This is a genomic window from Streptomyces sp. NPDC004788 (genome assembly GCF_053601115.1).
This window is the reverse complement of the sequence record NZ_JBSGBF010000042.1, coordinates 13,785-29,809: the sequence shown is the minus strand read 5'-3', so window position 1 is coordinate 29,809 and position 16,025 is coordinate 13,785. Positions and strand designations below refer to the sequence as shown.

Here is a 16,025-nt window from a genome sequence, read left to right as displayed (position 1 = left end):
GTGGTGGTCCGTTCCGGCACCGCGTGCGCACACGCTAGGGGGACGGGCAGGCGCCGGGGCATGTGGGCGGACCACACAAAGAGGTCTGCGCACATGGCGAGAGGAACCGGTGCGCGGCAGGTGCGTCAACGGGTGCGTCAGTCGAGGCGGGCGAGCCGGACCAGCCGGCTCGCGTAGTCGCCGGCGGGCAGGCGCAGGTCGATGCCGTACTGCCGGAGGGCGGCGCCGCTGTGCTCCTGGCCCGTGTCCAGGTCGCGGTAGCGGGCCCCGGCGTCCAGGGCGGGCAGGCGCAGCGGGGCCGCCCCGTGGCCGAAGCGGGTGGTGGGACGCCAGGCGAGCAGGGCGTGCGCGGAGCCGTCGGGCGCGGCGTAGTGGACGGCGGTGACGCCGCCGGGCCCGGTCAGACGGTAGGCGCGGCCGTGCTGCACGAGGGGCCGGATCTCCTTGTAGCGGGCCACCAGGGCGGCCGCCTCGTCCAGTTCCTCCTCCGTCCAGCGGGTGAGGTCGCCGCCGAGGCCGAGCGCGCCGGCCATCGCGACGTGGAACCGGAAGCGCAGCGGAGTGGCCCGGCCGGTGGCGGCGTTGGGGCTGTCGGTGACCCAGGCGGCCATGGCCTGCGCCGGCAGGAACCGGCCGAAGCCGTACTGGATGCCGAGCCGGTCGACCGGGTCGGTGTTGTCCGAGGCCCAGGCCTGGTCGGTGCGGGCGAGGACGGCGAGGTCGACCCGGCCGCCGCCGCCGGCGCAGGCCTCGATGCGGAGGCCCGGGTGGTCGGCGCGCAGCCGGTCCATGACGCGGTGCACGGCCCGGGTGTGGTCGATCCACAGCCGGTCGGGATCCGGATGGCCGGGCCGGCCGGCCTCGGTGAACGGGCGGTTGGCGTCCCACTTGAGCCAGTCCACGCCGTTCTCCGTGACCAGCCGGTCCAGGGTCCGGTGCGCCCACGCCTCGACCTCCGGCCGGGCGAGGTTCAGGACCAGCTGGTTGCGCAGCTCGGTGGCGTCGCGGGTCGGCGCGTGGAGCACCCAGTCGGGGTGGGCGCGGAAGAGGTCGCTGTCGCGGTTGACCATCTCCGGTTCGACCCACAGGCCGAAGGCCATGCCGAGGCGGTGGACCTCGTCGGCGAGGGGCCGCAGACCGTTCGGGAAGGCGTCGCGCCGGGGCGTCCAGTCGCCCAGGCCGGCGTGGTCGCCGGTGCGCGCGCCGAACCAGCCGTCGTCCAGGACGAAGAGCTCGACGCCCAGCCGGGCGGCGAGTCCGGCGAGGCGGAACTGGCCGGCCTCGTCGACGCCGAAGCCGGTGGCCTCCCAGGAGTTGTAGACCACGGGCCGCGGCCGGCCGGGCTCCGGCAGGACGTGGGAGCGGACGTGCTCGTGCCAGGCGCGGGCGGCCCCGCCGAAGCCGTGCGGGCTGTGGAGCCCGGCGAAGACCGGGGTGTGCAGGGTCTCGCCCGGGTTCAGTGTCCAGCTGAGGCCCTCGTGGCCGAAGCCGCCGGTCCAGGTGGTGCGACCGACCGGGGAGCGGAGCACGGTGACGCGCCAACTGCCGCTCCAGGCCAGGGCGGTGCTCCACACCCGGCCGTGCTCCTCGGTGGTGGTGCCGTCGTCGAGGGCGAGCCAGGGGCTCGCGTGGTGGCCGGTCAGACCGCGGCGGCTGGTGAGGACGGTCTCGGCGACGGGGAGGCGGTCGCGGTGCAGCTGGAACTCGCTGTTCCAGCCGCCGACGAGATGGCTGAGCCGGTAGTCGGGGAGCGGGGGGAGGGTCCAGGACGCCGAGTCGAGGCGGTCCACGGTGACCGGCCCGGCGTCGCCGCCCGGCTCGGCGGTGTGGGTGAGCTCCGTCCACCGCTCGATGACGTCGCTGCCCGGGCGCAGCCGGTAGCAGAGCTCCGCGGCCAGCGGGTAGTGGCGGTCGGTGAGGCGCAGCCGCAGTTCGCCGCCCTCGACGCGGTGGCCGGTGAAGTGCCACTGGGCGCCGCGGGTGCCGTCGGCGAACCGCACCTGGAGGCCGGCCGGTCCGAAGCGCGCGCCGGTCTGCGGGGCGAGTTCGTCGGCGGCCGCCTCGTCCTCGAAGCTGCTGGCCGCGGGGGAGACGGGGGCGGGCAGGGCCGCCAGGACGGCGTCGTCGAGCGCGGGCCCCCAGTGCAGATGGCGGGGGCTCCCGTCCGCGCCGACACGGAGTGCGTAGACGCTGTTCGGGGTGCGCAGGACGCCGAGCCCGAGAGCGGGATCGAAGGAGACGGAAGAGGTCACGGCGGAGATCCCTGGAGACGCGGCGGGCGGAAGGGCGGTCGTCGGGAAGCGGCCCGAGAGTAGGGCCGGGCGGGATCGGAAATCAATACTGGACGAAGTTATTTAATTGCCGGTACGTTGCCGCCGTGTTTCCCCACCACTCGCAGCCGCTCGTCACCGCACCGGCCGAAACGTCGGTGCTTGCCCTGCTGTTGGCCGAGGGCCCGCTCAGCCGGGTCGAACTGGCCCGCCGCACGGGCCTGTCGGCGACGGCGGTCACCAAGGCCGCGCGCCCGCTGATCGAGGACGGGTATCTGCACGAACTCCCCCCGGAGCGCACCGCCCCGGGGGCCGGACGGCCGGTCAACCCACTGGCCGTCACGGTGGACCGGGAGTTCTTCGTCGGGGTGAAGATCAGCGCCGACGCCGTGTTCGGCGCGGTCTGCGACCTGCGGGCCGGGATGCGGGCCACCGCCGACCGCCCGCTGGGCGCCGACCGCGGCCCGGCGGCGGTGTGCGCCCTGATCGGCGAACTCGTCGAGACGCTCCTCGACATGGACCCCGCCTTCCGGGAACGCACCCGCCACCTCGGGATCGCGGTCTCCGGCGACGTGGACCGCCCGGCCGGCCGGGTGCGCTACTCCGTGCTGCCCGGCTGGCGCGACGTCCCGCTCGCCGAGACGGTGGCGAAGGCGACCGGCCTGACCGTCACGGTGGAGAACGACGTCAAGGCGCTCACCGCCGCCGAGCACTGGTTCGGCGAGGGGATCGGCACCGAGTACTTCGCGCTGGTCACCATCGGCGCGGGCATCGGCTCCGGACTCGTCGTCAACGGGCAGCTGATCGCCGGTGCGTACGGTGTCGCCGGCGAGATGGGCCACATCAGCATCGACCCGGCCGGGCCGCGGTGCCACTGCGGTCAGACCGGCTGCGTGGAGGCCGCCGCCTCCAGCGACGCCATCCTCTCGGCGGTGCGGGAGGCCGCCGGCCGCCCGGACCTCGACTTCGACGGCGCCGTGCGGCTCGCGCGTGGCGGAGACCCCGCCGCACGCGAGGCGTTCGCCCGTGCCGGGCGCTCGATCGGCACCGGCATCGCCGTCCTGGTCAACCTGCTCGGCCCCGAGCGCGTCGTCGTCACCGGCGAAGGGCTCGACACGTACGACCTCTTCGGGACGCACATCAAGGAGGCCTACGCGGCCCACTGCTTCAAGGCCGCCGCGAAGTGCCCGCTGACCCTCCGTCCGCTGCCCTGGGAGGAGTGGGCCAGAGGAGCCGCCGCCCTGGGCGTCCAGGCGCTCTTCCCGTAGCCGAAGCCGCTACGACCGCACACCCCGCACCGCAGTACACACCGCACCACGGCACACCCCGCACACCAGTACAGCCAGCACCGTAGATCGCACCGCACCGCACCGCACCGCTCCGGCGGGACTCACCCCTGCCCTCACACCCCACCCTCTGAGGATGCGACATGCGCGCATACGGACCGCAGCTCAGCCGACGCGGATTTCTCGGCGGCTCCCTCCTGTTCGTCGCCGGCGCGGCCGTGGGCTGCACCACCAGCCCGACCGGCGGCGGTTCGGCCGACGCGAAGACCACGCTCGACGTGTGGTTCCACGCCTACGGCGAGACCGGCACCCAGCAGGCCGTCACCCGCTACGCCACCGCCTTCACCAAGGCCAACCCCGACATCGCGGTCAAGGTCACCTGGGTCCCCGGCGACTACACCAGCAAGGTCAACGCCACCCTGCTCACCGACGGGGCGCCCGACGTCTTCGAGATCGGCGACTTCAGCGAGGCGCTCGCGCGGCGCGGGCAGATCGCCCCGCTCGACGAGGTGTACGGCAGCGCCAAGGCCGACTTCAACCAGGGCGACCTGGACCTGGTGACCGTCGACGGCAGGCTCTACGGCGTCAAGACGCTCGACGACGTCATGATGCTGTACTACCGCAAGAGCGTCCTCGCCAAGGCGGGGATCGCGCCGCCCGCCACCTTCGACGACCTCGTCTCCACCGCCAGGGCCCTGACCACCGGGGACACCAAGGGCCTCTTCCTCGGCAACGACGGCGTGGGCGACAGCCCGATCGTGGCGGTGTGGTCCAACGGCGGCGAACTGGTCACCGACGGCAAGGCCGTCTTCGACTCCCCGCAGGCCGTGGCGGCGGTGACCGGCCTCAAGCGGCTGCACGACGACGGGTCCCTGCTGCTCGGCTTCACCACCGACTGGTGGGACCCGGCCGCGTTCGTCCAGAACGTGGTCCCGATGCAGTGGGGCGGCCTGTGGTCGATGCCCGCCGTCAAGACCGCGCTCGGCGACGACTTCGGCGTACTGCCCTGGCCGGCGTTCGCACCGGGCGGCACTCCCGCGCTGCGGGTCGGCGGCTGGACCAGCTGCGTCAACGCCAAGGGCCGGAACGTGGCCGCGGCGAAGAGGTTCGTCCAGTGGCTCTGGGTGGAGCAGACCGAGCTGCAGAAGGACTGGTCGGAGAGTTACGGCTTCCACATACCCCCGCGCAAGTCCGTCGCCGCCACCGCCGACAAGCTCTCCGGGGGCGCGGCCAAGGAGACCGTGCGGATCGCCGCCAGGTACGGCCGGGGCAACCCCGGCACCTGGGACACCGCCGTGAGCACCCCGTTCATCGCCGCCGCGACGAAGATCGTCGGTGGCCAGGGCGATGCCGCCCGACTGCTCGCGGACGCGGCCGCGCAGGCCCAGACCGCCCTGGACAAGCAGCGGCCCTGATGAACGCCACCTCGGACACCCTCTCGCGCCCCGAGCGCCCCGACCGCCGCGGGCGTGCCGGGCGCCCCGCGGCCACGACGCGGGGCCCCGCCCCGTACCGCCGGCGCGGCGCCGACCTCCGCGCCTGGGGAGCGTTCCTCCTGCTCACCGGGCCGATGCTGGTTGGCCTCGGCGTCTTCAAGTACGTCGCCATCGGCTGGAGCCTCCTGCTCAGCCTGAGCGACGCCCACGGCACCATCGGCCTCGGCCACTGGGCCGGCCTCGACAACTACCGGGAGCTGCTCTCCGACGCGGCCTTCCGCCGCTCGCTCGTCGAGATCGTGCTCTTCACGCTCGCCATCGTCCCGGTCACCTTCGCCGCCTCGCTGGGCCTGGCCCTGCTGGTGCACCGCGTCCGGCGCGGCCGGGCCCTGGTGCGCACCGCCTTCCTGATCCCCGCCGCCGTCTCGTACGTCGCGGCCTCGCTGCTCTGGAAGATGTGCCTGTTCAACGGCCTTCCGGCGGGCGTGGCCAACATGATCGGCGGCTGGTTCGGGATGGACGCCGTCCCCTGGCTCCAGACCACCTCGCCCCCGCTGTACTGGGTGGTCCTCGTGACGCTCCGGCTGTGGCTCCAGGTCGGCTTCTACATGGTCCTCTTCCTGGCCGGGCTGCAGGCCGTCCCGAAGGAGATCCACGAGGCCGCCGCGCTCGACGGCGCCACCGGCCGGCGGCTGCTGTGGCGGATCACCCTGCCGATGCTCCGCAACACCTCCGTCGCGGTCCTGATGCTGCTGTTCATCGCCGCCTTCCAGGCGTTCGACGAGTTCTACAACCTGTTCAACAGCGGTCTGAGCGGTTCGGGTTCGGCCCCCGTGCAGACCCCGCTGGTCCACCTCTACAACACCGCGATGGGCACCCAGAACTACGGCCTCGGATCAGCCGGAGCCTTCGTCCTCACCGCGCTGATCGTGGGCGTGACCCTGCTCCAGGGCAGGATCACCGGCTTCGGCAGGGGCGAGGAGTGAGCGGCATGAGGACGCCCCGCACCCTGCCGGGCACCCTGCGCCCGGGCGCGCGCGGCCTGTTGACCGGCCTGCTGACGGCGCTGTTCCTGGCGCCGTTCTACCTGATGCTGCGCAATGCCCTGATGGACGCGCAGAGCCTCACGGCACCGCACTGGACGTGGTGGCCGGCGACGCCGCACTGGGAGAACTTCTCCGCGCTCTTCACCGACCCGGCCCTGCACATGGGCGCGGCACTCGGGAACTCCCTGCTCGTCGCAGCCGTCACCGCCCCCGTGTCGACGCTGCTCGCCTCGGCCGCCGGATACGCCCTGGCCCGGATCCCCGTGCCGGGACGCGGCGTCGTGCTCGGCCTGGTGGTCGCCACGCTGATGATCCCCGGCTCGGTGACCTTCGTGCCGACGTTCGTCGTGGTCGGCTCCATGGGCGGCGTCAACACGCTGTGGGGCGTCATCGCCCCCGGCCTCTTCAACCCCTTCGCGGTCCTGCTGTTCCGGAACTTCTACCTTCAGTTCCCCCGCGAGATCGAGGAGGCCGGACGCCTCGACGGCCTCGGCCGGCTCGGCCTGTACCGCCGGATCGCCCTGCCCTCCTCCGGCGCCATGCTCGCCTCGCTCGGCGCGCTCGCCTTCATCGACAGCTGGAACTCCTTCCTCTGGCCCCTGGTGATCGGCCAGGACCCGTCCGCCTGGACCGCCCAGATCGCGCTGTCCACCTTCCTCACCTCCCAGACCATCAACCTTCCCGGCCTGTTCGCCGGGGCCGTGGTGACCATCGCCCCTCTGGTGGTCATGTTCCTCGTCGCACAGCGGTACATCGTCGAAGGCATCGCCACCAGCGGCCTCAAGGGCTGAGCAGCCCGCGAGGCCCCGTACCTCCTCCGTAACCTCCCCCTTCTTGGAGGACCAGCATGAGATCAGCCAGTCGCATGCCCGGACTCACGAAAGCCGTCGTCCGGGCGCTGGCCACGGCGCTGGCCACGGCCGGCCTGCTCCTCGGCACGCTTCCCGGCTCGGTCGCCGTCGCCGCCGACTCGGCGGCCGCCGGGGCCGGCGCCGCCGGCACCCTGACCGGCCCGCAGCTCGCGGCGTCCTGGACCGGCCCGCTGTCCACCCGGGGCCGCTACATCGTCGACGCGAACGGCGACCGGTTCAAGCTGAAGGCCAGCAACTGGGCCGGCGCACAGGGCACCTGGCAGGGCAGCGGCGACGTCAACGACGTCGCCAACCACCAGGCGAGGCAGAAGTCCGACAACATCCCGCTCGGCCTGGACCGGACGCCGATCGCGCAGATCATGGCCGACTTCCACGCCGTCGGCGTCAACAGCGTCCGGCTGCCCTTCGCCAACGCGCTGGTCCACGACACCGCGCCCGTGCCCGACTCCGCCGTCACCGCCAACCCGCAGCTCAAGGGCAAGACCCCGCTCCAGGTCCTCGACGCCGTCATCGACGCTCTCACGGCCGACGGGTTCGCCGTCATCCTCAACAACCACACCACCAGTTACCGCTTCTGCTGCGGCCTGGACGGCAACGAGCGGTGGAACAGCGGCCAGTCCACCGCCCAGTGGATCGACGACTGGGTGTCCCTGGTGAACCGCTACAAGGCCAACAAGCGCGTCGTCGGCGCAGACCTGCGCAACGAGGTCCGCCGCGACACCTGGGACAACCCCAACTGGGGCTGGGGCGACGGACACGACGAGTACGCCGCCTTCGAGGAGGCGGGCAACCGCATCCTCCAGGCCGACCCCGACATGCTCGTCGTCATGGAGGGCATCAACTGGTACGGCATCCCCGCAGCCCTGTTCGACCACGGCCGGCCGATGCTCACCCCGGTGCGCACCCTCTCGAACACCCTCATCGCCTCCGGCAAGCTGGTCTACGCGGCACACTTCTACGCCTACACCGGCCCGGCCAACACCGGTGCCGCCGACGGCACCATGGGATCCACCGGCGATCCGCGCTACCAGGACTTCACTCCCGAGCAGCTCGCCCAGGTCGTCGACGACGAGGCGCTGTTCGTCACCCGGTCGGGACAGCACTTCACCGCACCCGTGTGGATAAGCGAGTTCGGGGCCGGCGGACGCGGCTCCGACAACGCCGAGGAGCAGGCCTGGTGGCACGACTTCACCGACATCCTGGTGCGGAACGACACCGACTTCGCCCAGTGGCCGCTGGTCGGCTGGAGCGACGCCAACGGCACGCCGAACGACAACTGGGCGCTGATCTCGTACGACGCCACCGGCCGCAGGACGAGCGTCGACGACCCCGGTGACTGGCGGCTCACCGACTGGAACAAGCTGGTGAACGCCCCCTCGCGCACCGGGACCATCGCCCCGGTCGACCACTGGAACATGCTCGACCTCGACTTCGGCGACCAGAACGTCTCCGCCACCATGCGGGCCAAGGCCGACTGGAGCACCGGCAACCGCAAGGGGAACTGCCCCGACACCCAGCGCGTGGTGGCCCTGGCCCGCAGCTCCAACCGCGGCCTGTGCACCGACGCCCACCAGCCCGCGAAGTCCTCCGGCGGCTGGGTGACCGTCACCGACGAGCGCTACGTCACCCACGGCGACTGGGCGAGCGGCTACAACAAGCTCCAGTGCCCCGACAACACCTTCGCGGTCGGCTACAGCGTCCACGGCAACGCCATGGCCGCCCTGCTCTGCGCGCCGGCCGACCACCCGCTGCCGCTCACCGGCCGCAACGTCTGGTTCGACCACGGCGACAACCGGCCCGCGACCGGCGGCTCCGCCCAGAGCGACTGGGCGCCCGGCTACTACAAGGGGCAGTGCGCCGACGACGAGTACCTCGCCGGCGTCGCCTACACCTGGCAGTGGAGCCACGGCGGCGCCCCCGACGCCCTCCTCTGCCGCCCCCTCGCCTGACCGAACCCCGCACCGCCCCCACCCTGACCGGACCCCGCACCGACACCCAGGAGCACCCCGGTATGCCCCGACTGGAGATCACCCCCGACGGATTCCGGCTCGGCGACCGGCCGCTGCGCATCATCTCCGGCGGACTGCACTACTTCCGCGTCCACCCGGAGCAGTGGGCCGACCGGCTCCACAAGGCGCGCCTGCTGGGACTCAACACGGTCGAGACCTACGTCCCCTGGAACCTCCACGCCCCCCGTCCCGGTGTCTTCCACCGGGACGGGGGTCTCGACCTGCCCCGCTTCCTCGACCTGGCCGCGGCCGAGGGCCTGCACGTGCTGCTCCGCCCCGGCCCGTACATCTGCGCCGAATGGGAGGGCGGCGGCCTGCCCTCGTGGCTGCTCGCGGAGGACGGCATCACGCTGCGCAGCCGTGACCCTCGGTTCCTCGCGGCCGTCGACGGATACCTCGCCGCCCTCATGCGCCTCGTCAAGACGTACCTGTCCAGCAACGGCGGCCCCGTCCTCGCCGTGCAGCTGGAGAACGAGTACGGCGCCCACGGCGACGACACCGGCTACCTCGCCGAACTCGCCGGCCTGCTGCGCGCCCACGGCGTGGACGTCCCCCTCTTCACCTGCGACCAGCCCGCCGACCTGGAGCGCGGCGGACTCGACGGCGTACTGCGCACCGTCAATCTCGGCAGCCGGGTGGCGGCCGGGCTCGCCGAGCTGCGCCGCCACCAGCCGGCCGGACCGCTGATGTGCTCGGAGTTCTGGATCGGCTGGTTCGACCGCTGGGGGGCCGCCCACACGACCCGCGACGCCGCCGACGCGGCCGCCGACCTGGACCGGCTGCTCGCCGCCGGGGCCTCCGTCAACCTCTACATGTTCCACGGCGGCACCAACTTCGGCTTCACCAACGGCGCCAACGACAAGGGCACCTACCGGCCCACCGTCACCTCCTACGACTACGACGCGCTGCTCGACGAGGCCGGTGACCCCACCGCCAAGTACGCGGCCTTCCGCGAGGTCATCTCCCGGTACGCGCCCGTCCCCGCCGAACCGCTGCCCGCCCCCGCCCCGAAGCTCCAGCCGTCGACCGTCGAACTCCACACCTGCGCCGGCCTGTTGGAGCATGCCCGGGCGCTCGGCAGCGGCGTCGAGGCGGCGGGCCCGATCGGCATGGAGCAGCTAGGGCAGGACTTCGGCTTCGTGCTGTACGAGTCGGTGCTGCCGGCCGAGGGCCCGGCCGTGCTGCGGATCGCCGAAGTCCGGGACCGCGCCCAGGTGTTCGTGGACGGCCAGCCCGTCGGCGTACTGGAGCGGGAACGCCACGAGCACGCCGTCGCCTTCACCGTGCCCCGGCCCGGGGCGCGCCTGGAGGTCCTGGTCGAGAACCAGGGCCGGGTCAACTACGGGCCCGGCCTCCACGACCGCAAGGGCCTCCTCGGTCCGGTCACCGTCAACGACGCCGCACTCGCCCGCTGGACCAGCCGCCCGCTGCCCCTGGACACCCTCGACGCGATCCCCTTCGCCCCCGCAGCACCCCTGGCCGGCCCCGCCTTGCACCGCGGCTCCTTCGTACTCGACCGGCCCGCCGACGGCTACCTCGCCCTGCCCGGCTGGACCAAGGGCCTGGCCTGGATCAACGGGTTCCCGCTCGGCCGCTACTGGTCCCGGGGCCCGCAGACCACGCTCCACATCCCCGCGCCGGCGCTGCGCCCCGGCCGGAACGAGATCACCGTCCTCGAACTGCACGCCACCGTCACACGCTCCGTGGAACTGCGGGACAGGCCGGACCTGGGCCCGACCCAGGAGTGACACCACCGAGGCCGCCGGGTCGTTCTTGAAGGCGGTCTGGTACCCGGCCAGTGAGATCACGTCACCGGCGAAGAGCGGTGCGGGCGGGACCTTGACGAGGTCGTTCCGTACCGCGAACGCGTTCGACCGCTCGACGGCCCGCCCGTGTGACGCGGGATCGCCGACCAGGTGACGGTCGTCCTCGACGACGTCCTCGTAGTGCACGGCGTGCGCCGTGATCACTCCTCTCGACATGGGATTCGACCACGTCTTTCCGAGCGGGAGCGCGGAGCCGGTCGTCGCGCGCGGTGGGGACCACCGCCGGGCCCGTCCTGCCGTGTCGATTCGCAGGGGGCCGCGAAGGACGCGCGGGCGTCGACGAGCCGCCACGGAGGGGCCGTGTGCGCTCGCACATGCGCGAACCCCTACTCTGGTGCCCGCCAGTTGGCGGATTTCGAACAGTGCGACGAACGGGATGTGACACGTGACGGGGGCGAACGGCGCGGAACTGGTCGGCGAGGTGCTGGGCGGACGGTACCGCGTGACCGCGACGATCGGGCGTGGTGGCATGGGCGTGGTCGCCCGGGCGGTCGACCAGTTGCTGAACCGCGAGGTCGCCGTCAAGGTCCTGCGGGCCTACACCGACGCCTCCCCGGCAGAACTGGCCGATCTGCGGGTCCGGATGCAGCGGGAGGCACAGGCCGCCGCCCGCATCCGGCACAGCGGTGTGGTCACCGTCCACGACGTGGTCGAGGAGCGCGGACTGCCGGTCATCGTCATGGAACTGGTCGACGGGCCCTCCCTCGACGACGTCCTGGCGGAGCGCGGCTCGCTCGAACCGCGCGAGGCGGCCGCGATCGGCGCCAAGCTGATGGACGCGCTCGACGCGGCACACCGGGCCGGAGTCCTCCACCGGGACGTCAAGCCCGGCAACGTGCTCCTCGAGCGCGGAGGCCGGGTCGTGCTCACCGACTTCGGCATCGCCAGCATGGAGACCTCCGGCGACGAGGCCCTGGCCAAGCTGACCCAGAGCGGCCAGATCGTCGGCTCCCTCGACTACCTGCCGCCGGAGCGTGCCCAGGGCCAGGTCCCGGGCGCCGCGTCGGACATCTGGGCGCTCGGCATGACGCTGTACGCGGCCGTGGAGGGCGCCGCGCCCTTCCGCCGTACGTCGGTCTGGTCCACGCTGGCGGCGATCGTCGGCGAACCCCTGCCGGAGCCCCGGCGCGCCGGCCCCCTCACCCCGGTGCTGCGGGCGCTGATGGCCAAGGACCCGATGCAGCGGCCCGACGCCGCGCGGGCGCGCGAGATGCTGGAGGCGGTCGCCACGGGCATGACGGCGGACCTCCCGGCGGCAGCGTCGGCGCCCCAGCCGGGCACCATGGCGGCACCGATGCCCCAGCCCGGCACTATGGCGGCACCGGCACCGGCACCGGCACCCCAGCCCGGCCCCACGGCGGCACCCGTGCCCCCGCCCGTCACTCCGGCGGGCTTCGGTCCGGCCATGGCCGGACCGTTCTCCCAGCCCGTCCCGCAGCCCGGCGCCCCGCAGCCCGTCGCGTCCTACCCGCCGGCCGGTCCGTACGCCGCCCCGCAGCCCGCGGTCGTCCCGCCGCCGGGCACGGCGCCCACCGCCCCCGCCGGCCACCCCAGCCGTTCCGAGACCCGTGCCACGACGGTCCGCGCGCGTCGCCGCCGCACCCGTACGGTCGTCGCGGTGGCGGCCGCCACCGTCCTCCTGTGCGGCGGAGTCGCCTACGCGCTGATGGACCTGCGGGGCACCGGGGGCGGCGAAGGGCCGGACACGGCGCTGCCGGCGGCGAGCACCTCCGCCGACGGCGACATGTCCGGCGCGGGCGGTACGACCGACGGCCCGACCTCCCCGGGTGACCTGACGTCCGTCAACCCCGGCGAGACGCCGTCCGGCACCCCCTCCAAGCAGGACGAGGACCCGGGGACAGGCCCTACGTCGGCGCCGGGCGACGGAGCGGACAAGCCGGCCGGAAGCCCGTCGTCCGCTCCCAGGGCGACGCCCAGCGCCACGGTGAAGGAGCCCGTCCCGGTGTCGACGGCGTGCACCGGCTGGGCCCACTCGGACCGCAGCAGCGGCACCGGCCACGCGTCCCGGAACACCCACCTCTACACCGGTCCGTACGCGAAGTGCTCCTATGTGACCGCGATCGACACCGGCACGAAGGTCTCCTACGAGTGCTACGTCACCAACGCCGAGGCCAACAAGTGGATCTACGCCCGGATCGCGGGCACGGACACCGAGGGCTGGATCTTCGGCGACAAGTCGGCCCTGGACAGCGGCACGCTCGCCCGCTGCTGAGGCCGGCGCCGACTCGGGCCCGGCGGTGCGGCGCGTGATCAGCCCGTGATGACCTCCAGGCAGGGCTGGTCGGCGCTGCCGAGCCGGGTGGTCAGGACGGCCGCGAGGCCGGCCGCGCCGAGCGGTTCGAAGACGGCGAGCGAGGCGGTGCCGTTCCCGCCGGCGGAGGTCCGCGCGGCGGTGACGGCGGCGGCGACGGCGTCGGTGACGTCGAGGCCGACCCAGTCGCGGCCGGTGGAGACCTGCCCGGTGCCGAGCGCGCCCGCCAGGGCCGGGGCGCTGTTCCAGGTCACTCCGGTCTCGGTCCAGGCGCCGGAGGCGGTGGCGAAGGCCTGGAGGACGGTCTGGGCGCCGCCGGAGTCCTGGACGTTGCCGTGGAGCCACAGCACGGCCCGGGAGACCGTGCCGGTGAGCCCGGAGACGTCGAACGCGAGGAGGGACCTGCGGTTGTAGCCGCTGCCCGTGCTGTCGGTGTTCTTCACGACCATGGTGGTGGCGTTGCCGTAGTTGGTGTCGGCGTACGCGCCGTCGCGGACGTAGGTGGTGGCGGTGGCACCCAGGGCGGCCGCCGTCCGCGGCGCGGCGGCCGTGCCGGAGGCGCTGAGGGTGACGGTCCGGCCCGCGCCCTGGGTGCCCCCGGTCTCGGCGAGCAGGACGACCTGTCCGGAGGTGGTCAGCACGTTGACGCCGGAGGAGGCCGAGACGGCGGGGTAGGAGCTGCGGGCGATCGTGACCCGGACGGTGGCCGCGGACCGGGTGGGGTCGGAGACGACGACGGTCATGGTGCCGTTCTGCTCCCTCATGAGGACGGAAGAGGGCCCGGAGACGGTGATCGGCCCGGCGGTGCCGGCGGCGAAGAAGTTGGCCATGGTCAGGCCGAGCGACGGGCAGCTGACGGCCTGCGCGGTGACGCCGTTGGCGAGGACGGTGACATCCGGGGCGGCGGCCCGGGCCGCCGCGGCGGAGGCCGTGGCACCCGGCATGAGCTGGTAGCAGTAGCTCGCGCCGGTGGGGTCGGTGCCGTGGTCGAACCAGAGCGAGAGGTAGTTGCGGGTGAGCGGCGTGGTGGAGGACGAGGTGTTGACGGCGGACCAGGCGCCGGTCCGGGCGACCCGCTCGGCCTTGACGGTCGCGCCGCCCGGGAAGACCCAGGCGCCCATGCCGCCCACGGCCATGTACCGGCTGCCGGTGAAGGTCTGGCTCCAGCCGAGGGTGCTGGGCTGGACGGTGCCGTCGACCGTGAAGACCTGGTTGTTGTTCGCGCCGAGGTTGCGGTTGTCGACGGTGGTCCGCACGGTGACGCCGTCGGTGCAGGTGATGCCTGCGCCGAGGCAGTAGACCGAGTCGTCCAGGCAGAACCACGACTTCCGGCCGGTGAGGGTGGACTGCAGCCCGCGCACGTCCTGGCCGACGGCGGCGTAGGTGCCGTCGGTGGTTCCGCCCGCCCAGGTGTTCGTGGGCCGCGTCGCGTTCCACTGCCCGCCGGCCGCGTCGGCGAGCGGGAGCGTGGACACGGTGGTGCCGGGCAGCAGGTACGGGTCCACGGTGGCCCAGAAGGCGTCCGCGTACTGACCGTTGCCGTAGGTGTCGCCCCACCAGGAGAGCATGCCGCTGTTGGAGTGCCACGCGCGCAGGTTCTCGCCGTTGCCCGTCTCGTAGAAGGTGGTGCGGGCGGAACACATGCTGATCTGCGCGGCCCAGCCGGCCCGGCGGTGGACGGCGCGGTCCATGGCGAACAGGCGGTGCCCCACGGGCTCTGCGGCGGCGGTGACCGTCGTGTCGTCCAACAGTGCCTGGGCTGCGGCGAGTTCGGGAATCCCGACGCTCCTGTCGTTCAGCAGCGGTGCGTAGTGGTCGCGCTGGAGCCAGCCCTTCACCATCGCCTTCCAGGACGCCGACTGCGCCGCGGTGGGCGTTCCCGAGGCGGCGAGCCGGAGGATGTCCGAGACGACCGCGTGGCCCCGCGTGTGGTCGTCCTGCTGGATCCGCAGCGAGTCGCCGTTCTGCACGCCGCGGCTGATCGCCCGGCCCGAGACGCCGTCCATGACCAGGCCGTTGTAGACGAACGGCGCCCAGCCGGTGGCCACACCGGAACAGACGTTCTGTACTTGCGGGTCGGTGACGGCCCACGGGGTCCCGGCGAGCAGCGTGAACATCCTGCCGAGGCCGCCGAGCAGGACCGTGCCGTAGGTGCCGGCGTACGGGACGCAGGTGTGCTGGACGAAGCTGCCGTCGGCGTACAGGCCGTCACCGGTCAGGACGTACGGGAAGACCGGCGACAGCGCCTGCCGTGCGGTGCCGACGAGGCTCGGGCTCCTGCCGATCACTCCGCGCACGGCGAGCACCCGGCACAGGTCGACCCGGTTGGCGCCGGTGCTGTGCCCGCTGTAGGAGGCGAACTCGGACAGCGGCACGAAGTGGTCGATCGCGGCGCAGTTGTTCGCGATCTGCGTGGAGGTGAGCCGCGAGTACATCAGCGCGCAGACGTCGAGGAGCCGCTGGGGCGCCCCGATCTCCCAGTCCCACCAGTTGTCGTAGACGGTCGTCGACGGCGTGTAGGCGTGCGCGGACAGCCAGTCGAGGCCGGTGGAGACGGCCGAGGCGAGCGAGGCGCTGCCGGTGAGGCCGGTGCCCGGCTGGACGTACGCCAGAGCCATGGTCCGCAGCCGGGCGTAGCCGGCGGTGACGTTGGCGGAGACGGTGCCGACCGGCAGGTCCGGCCAGAGGGAGGAGGCGCCGGGTGCCATCGTGGACAGGTGGGTGTTCGCCTCGGCGCCGAGGGAGGACAGCGCGGAGGCGAACGGGGCGGCGGCCGGGTCGAAGCCGGTGCCGGTCAGCAGCCGCACCCAGGTGTCGCGCATGGCGTCGTACGTGTCGGCGGCCCGGGCCGGCGTCGGGCCGAGTACCTGGGCGGCGCCGGCGAGGGCGGCGGCCGCCCCGGCGAGCCGGAGCAGTCGGCGGCGGCTCACCGCCGCGGTGAGAGGCACAGCGAACTGCTCGGCTTCCATGAGCGCCCTCCTTGACGAGCCCGTGGTCGGAAACCCTGG

General features: G+C 73.2%; 9 protein-coding genes. 7 read left to right on the top strand and 2 right to left on the bottom strand.

Annotation, left to right across the window (positions count from 1 at the left end):
- Positions 1–137 precede the first annotated feature (137 nt).
- Positions 138–2,252, bottom strand: a complete 2,115-nt coding sequence (locus ACWEJX_RS19990) for an alpha-galactosidase (protein WP_451608760.1) — start codon at positions 2,250–2,252, stop codon at positions 138–140.
- A 125-nt stretch (positions 2,253–2,377) separates the two neighbouring features.
- Between ACWEJX_RS19990 and ACWEJX_RS19985 the strand changes: the two genes are divergently transcribed.
- The 7 genes from ACWEJX_RS19985 (at position 2,378) to ACWEJX_RS19955 (ending at position 12,978) form a co-directional block, all read left to right on the top strand.
- The gene (locus ACWEJX_RS19985; RefSeq protein WP_451608759.1) at positions 2,378–3,538 is read left to right on the top strand and encodes an ROK family protein; all 1,161 of its coding nucleotides are present in this window, start codon (positions 2,378–2,380) and stop codon (positions 3,536–3,538) included.
- Between the two features lie 161 nt (positions 3,539–3,699).
- On the top strand, positions 3,700–4,971 hold the full coding sequence (locus ACWEJX_RS19980; RefSeq protein ID WP_451608758.1) for an ABC transporter substrate-binding protein: 1,272 nt from the start codon (positions 3,700–3,702) through the stop codon (positions 4,969–4,971).
- Positions 4,971–5,978, top strand: coding sequence for a carbohydrate ABC transporter permease (locus tag ACWEJX_RS19975; RefSeq protein ID WP_451608757.1), 1,008 nt, complete (start codon positions 4,971–4,973; stop codon positions 5,976–5,978). The genes ACWEJX_RS19980 and ACWEJX_RS19975 overlap by 1 nt, the downstream gene beginning before the upstream one ends.
- A gap of 5 nt (positions 5,979–5,983) precedes the next feature.
- Positions 5,984–6,829 (top strand): carbohydrate ABC transporter permease, encoded by an 846-nt coding sequence (locus ACWEJX_RS19970; protein ID WP_451608756.1) that lies wholly within the window; start codon positions 5,984–5,986, stop codon positions 6,827–6,829.
- A gap of 56 nt (positions 6,830–6,885) precedes the next feature.
- Entirely contained in the window at positions 6,886–8,859 is a 1,974-nt protein-coding gene (locus tag ACWEJX_RS19965; RefSeq protein ID WP_451608755.1) for a glycoside hydrolase family 5 protein, read from the top strand.
- 62 nt (positions 8,860–8,921) lie between these two features.
- Positions 8,922–10,667 carry a beta-galactosidase gene (locus tag ACWEJX_RS19960; RefSeq protein ID WP_451608754.1) on the top strand — a complete coding sequence of 582 codons (1,746 nt, stop codon included), beginning with the start codon at positions 8,922–8,924 and terminating at the stop codon, positions 10,665–10,667.
- Between the two features lie 463 nt (positions 10,668–11,130).
- The gene (locus ACWEJX_RS19955; protein WP_451608753.1) at positions 11,131–12,978 is read left to right on the top strand and encodes a serine/threonine-protein kinase; all 1,848 of its coding nucleotides are present in this window, start codon (positions 11,131–11,133) and stop codon (positions 12,976–12,978) included.
- Between the two features lie 38 nt (positions 12,979–13,016).
- On the opposite strand, the gene ACWEJX_RS19950 is transcribed toward ACWEJX_RS19955, so the two are convergent.
- Positions 13,017–15,986, bottom strand: coding sequence for a polysaccharide lyase family 8 super-sandwich domain-containing protein (locus ACWEJX_RS19950; RefSeq protein ID WP_451608752.1), 2,970 nt, complete (start codon positions 15,984–15,986; stop codon positions 13,017–13,019).
- Between the last annotated feature and the right edge of the window lie 39 nt (positions 15,987–16,025).

Excerpts from the sequence above, each read along its gene's own strand:
- ACWEJX_RS19980 (WP_451608758.1), top strand. The coding sequence starts at position 3,700 with ATGCGCGCATACGGACCGCAGCTCAGCCGACGCGGATTTCTCGGCGGC.
- ACWEJX_RS19975 (WP_451608757.1), top strand. The coding sequence starts at position 4,971 with ATGAACGCCACCTCGGACACCCTCTCGCGCCCCGAGCGCCCCGACCGC.
- ACWEJX_RS19970 (WP_451608756.1), top strand. The coding sequence starts at position 5,984 with ATGAGGACGCCCCGCACCCTGCCGGGCACCCTGCGCCCGGGCGCGCGC.
- ACWEJX_RS19965 (WP_451608755.1), top strand. The coding sequence starts at position 6,886 with ATGAGATCAGCCAGTCGCATGCCCGGACTCACGAAAGCCGTCGTCCGG.
- ACWEJX_RS19960 (WP_451608754.1), top strand. The coding sequence starts at position 8,922 with ATGCCCCGACTGGAGATCACCCCCGACGGATTCCGGCTCGGCGACCGG.
- ACWEJX_RS19950 (WP_451608752.1), bottom strand. The coding sequence starts at position 15,986 with ATGGAAGCCGAGCAGTTCGCTGTGCCTCTCACCGCGGCGGTGAGCCGC.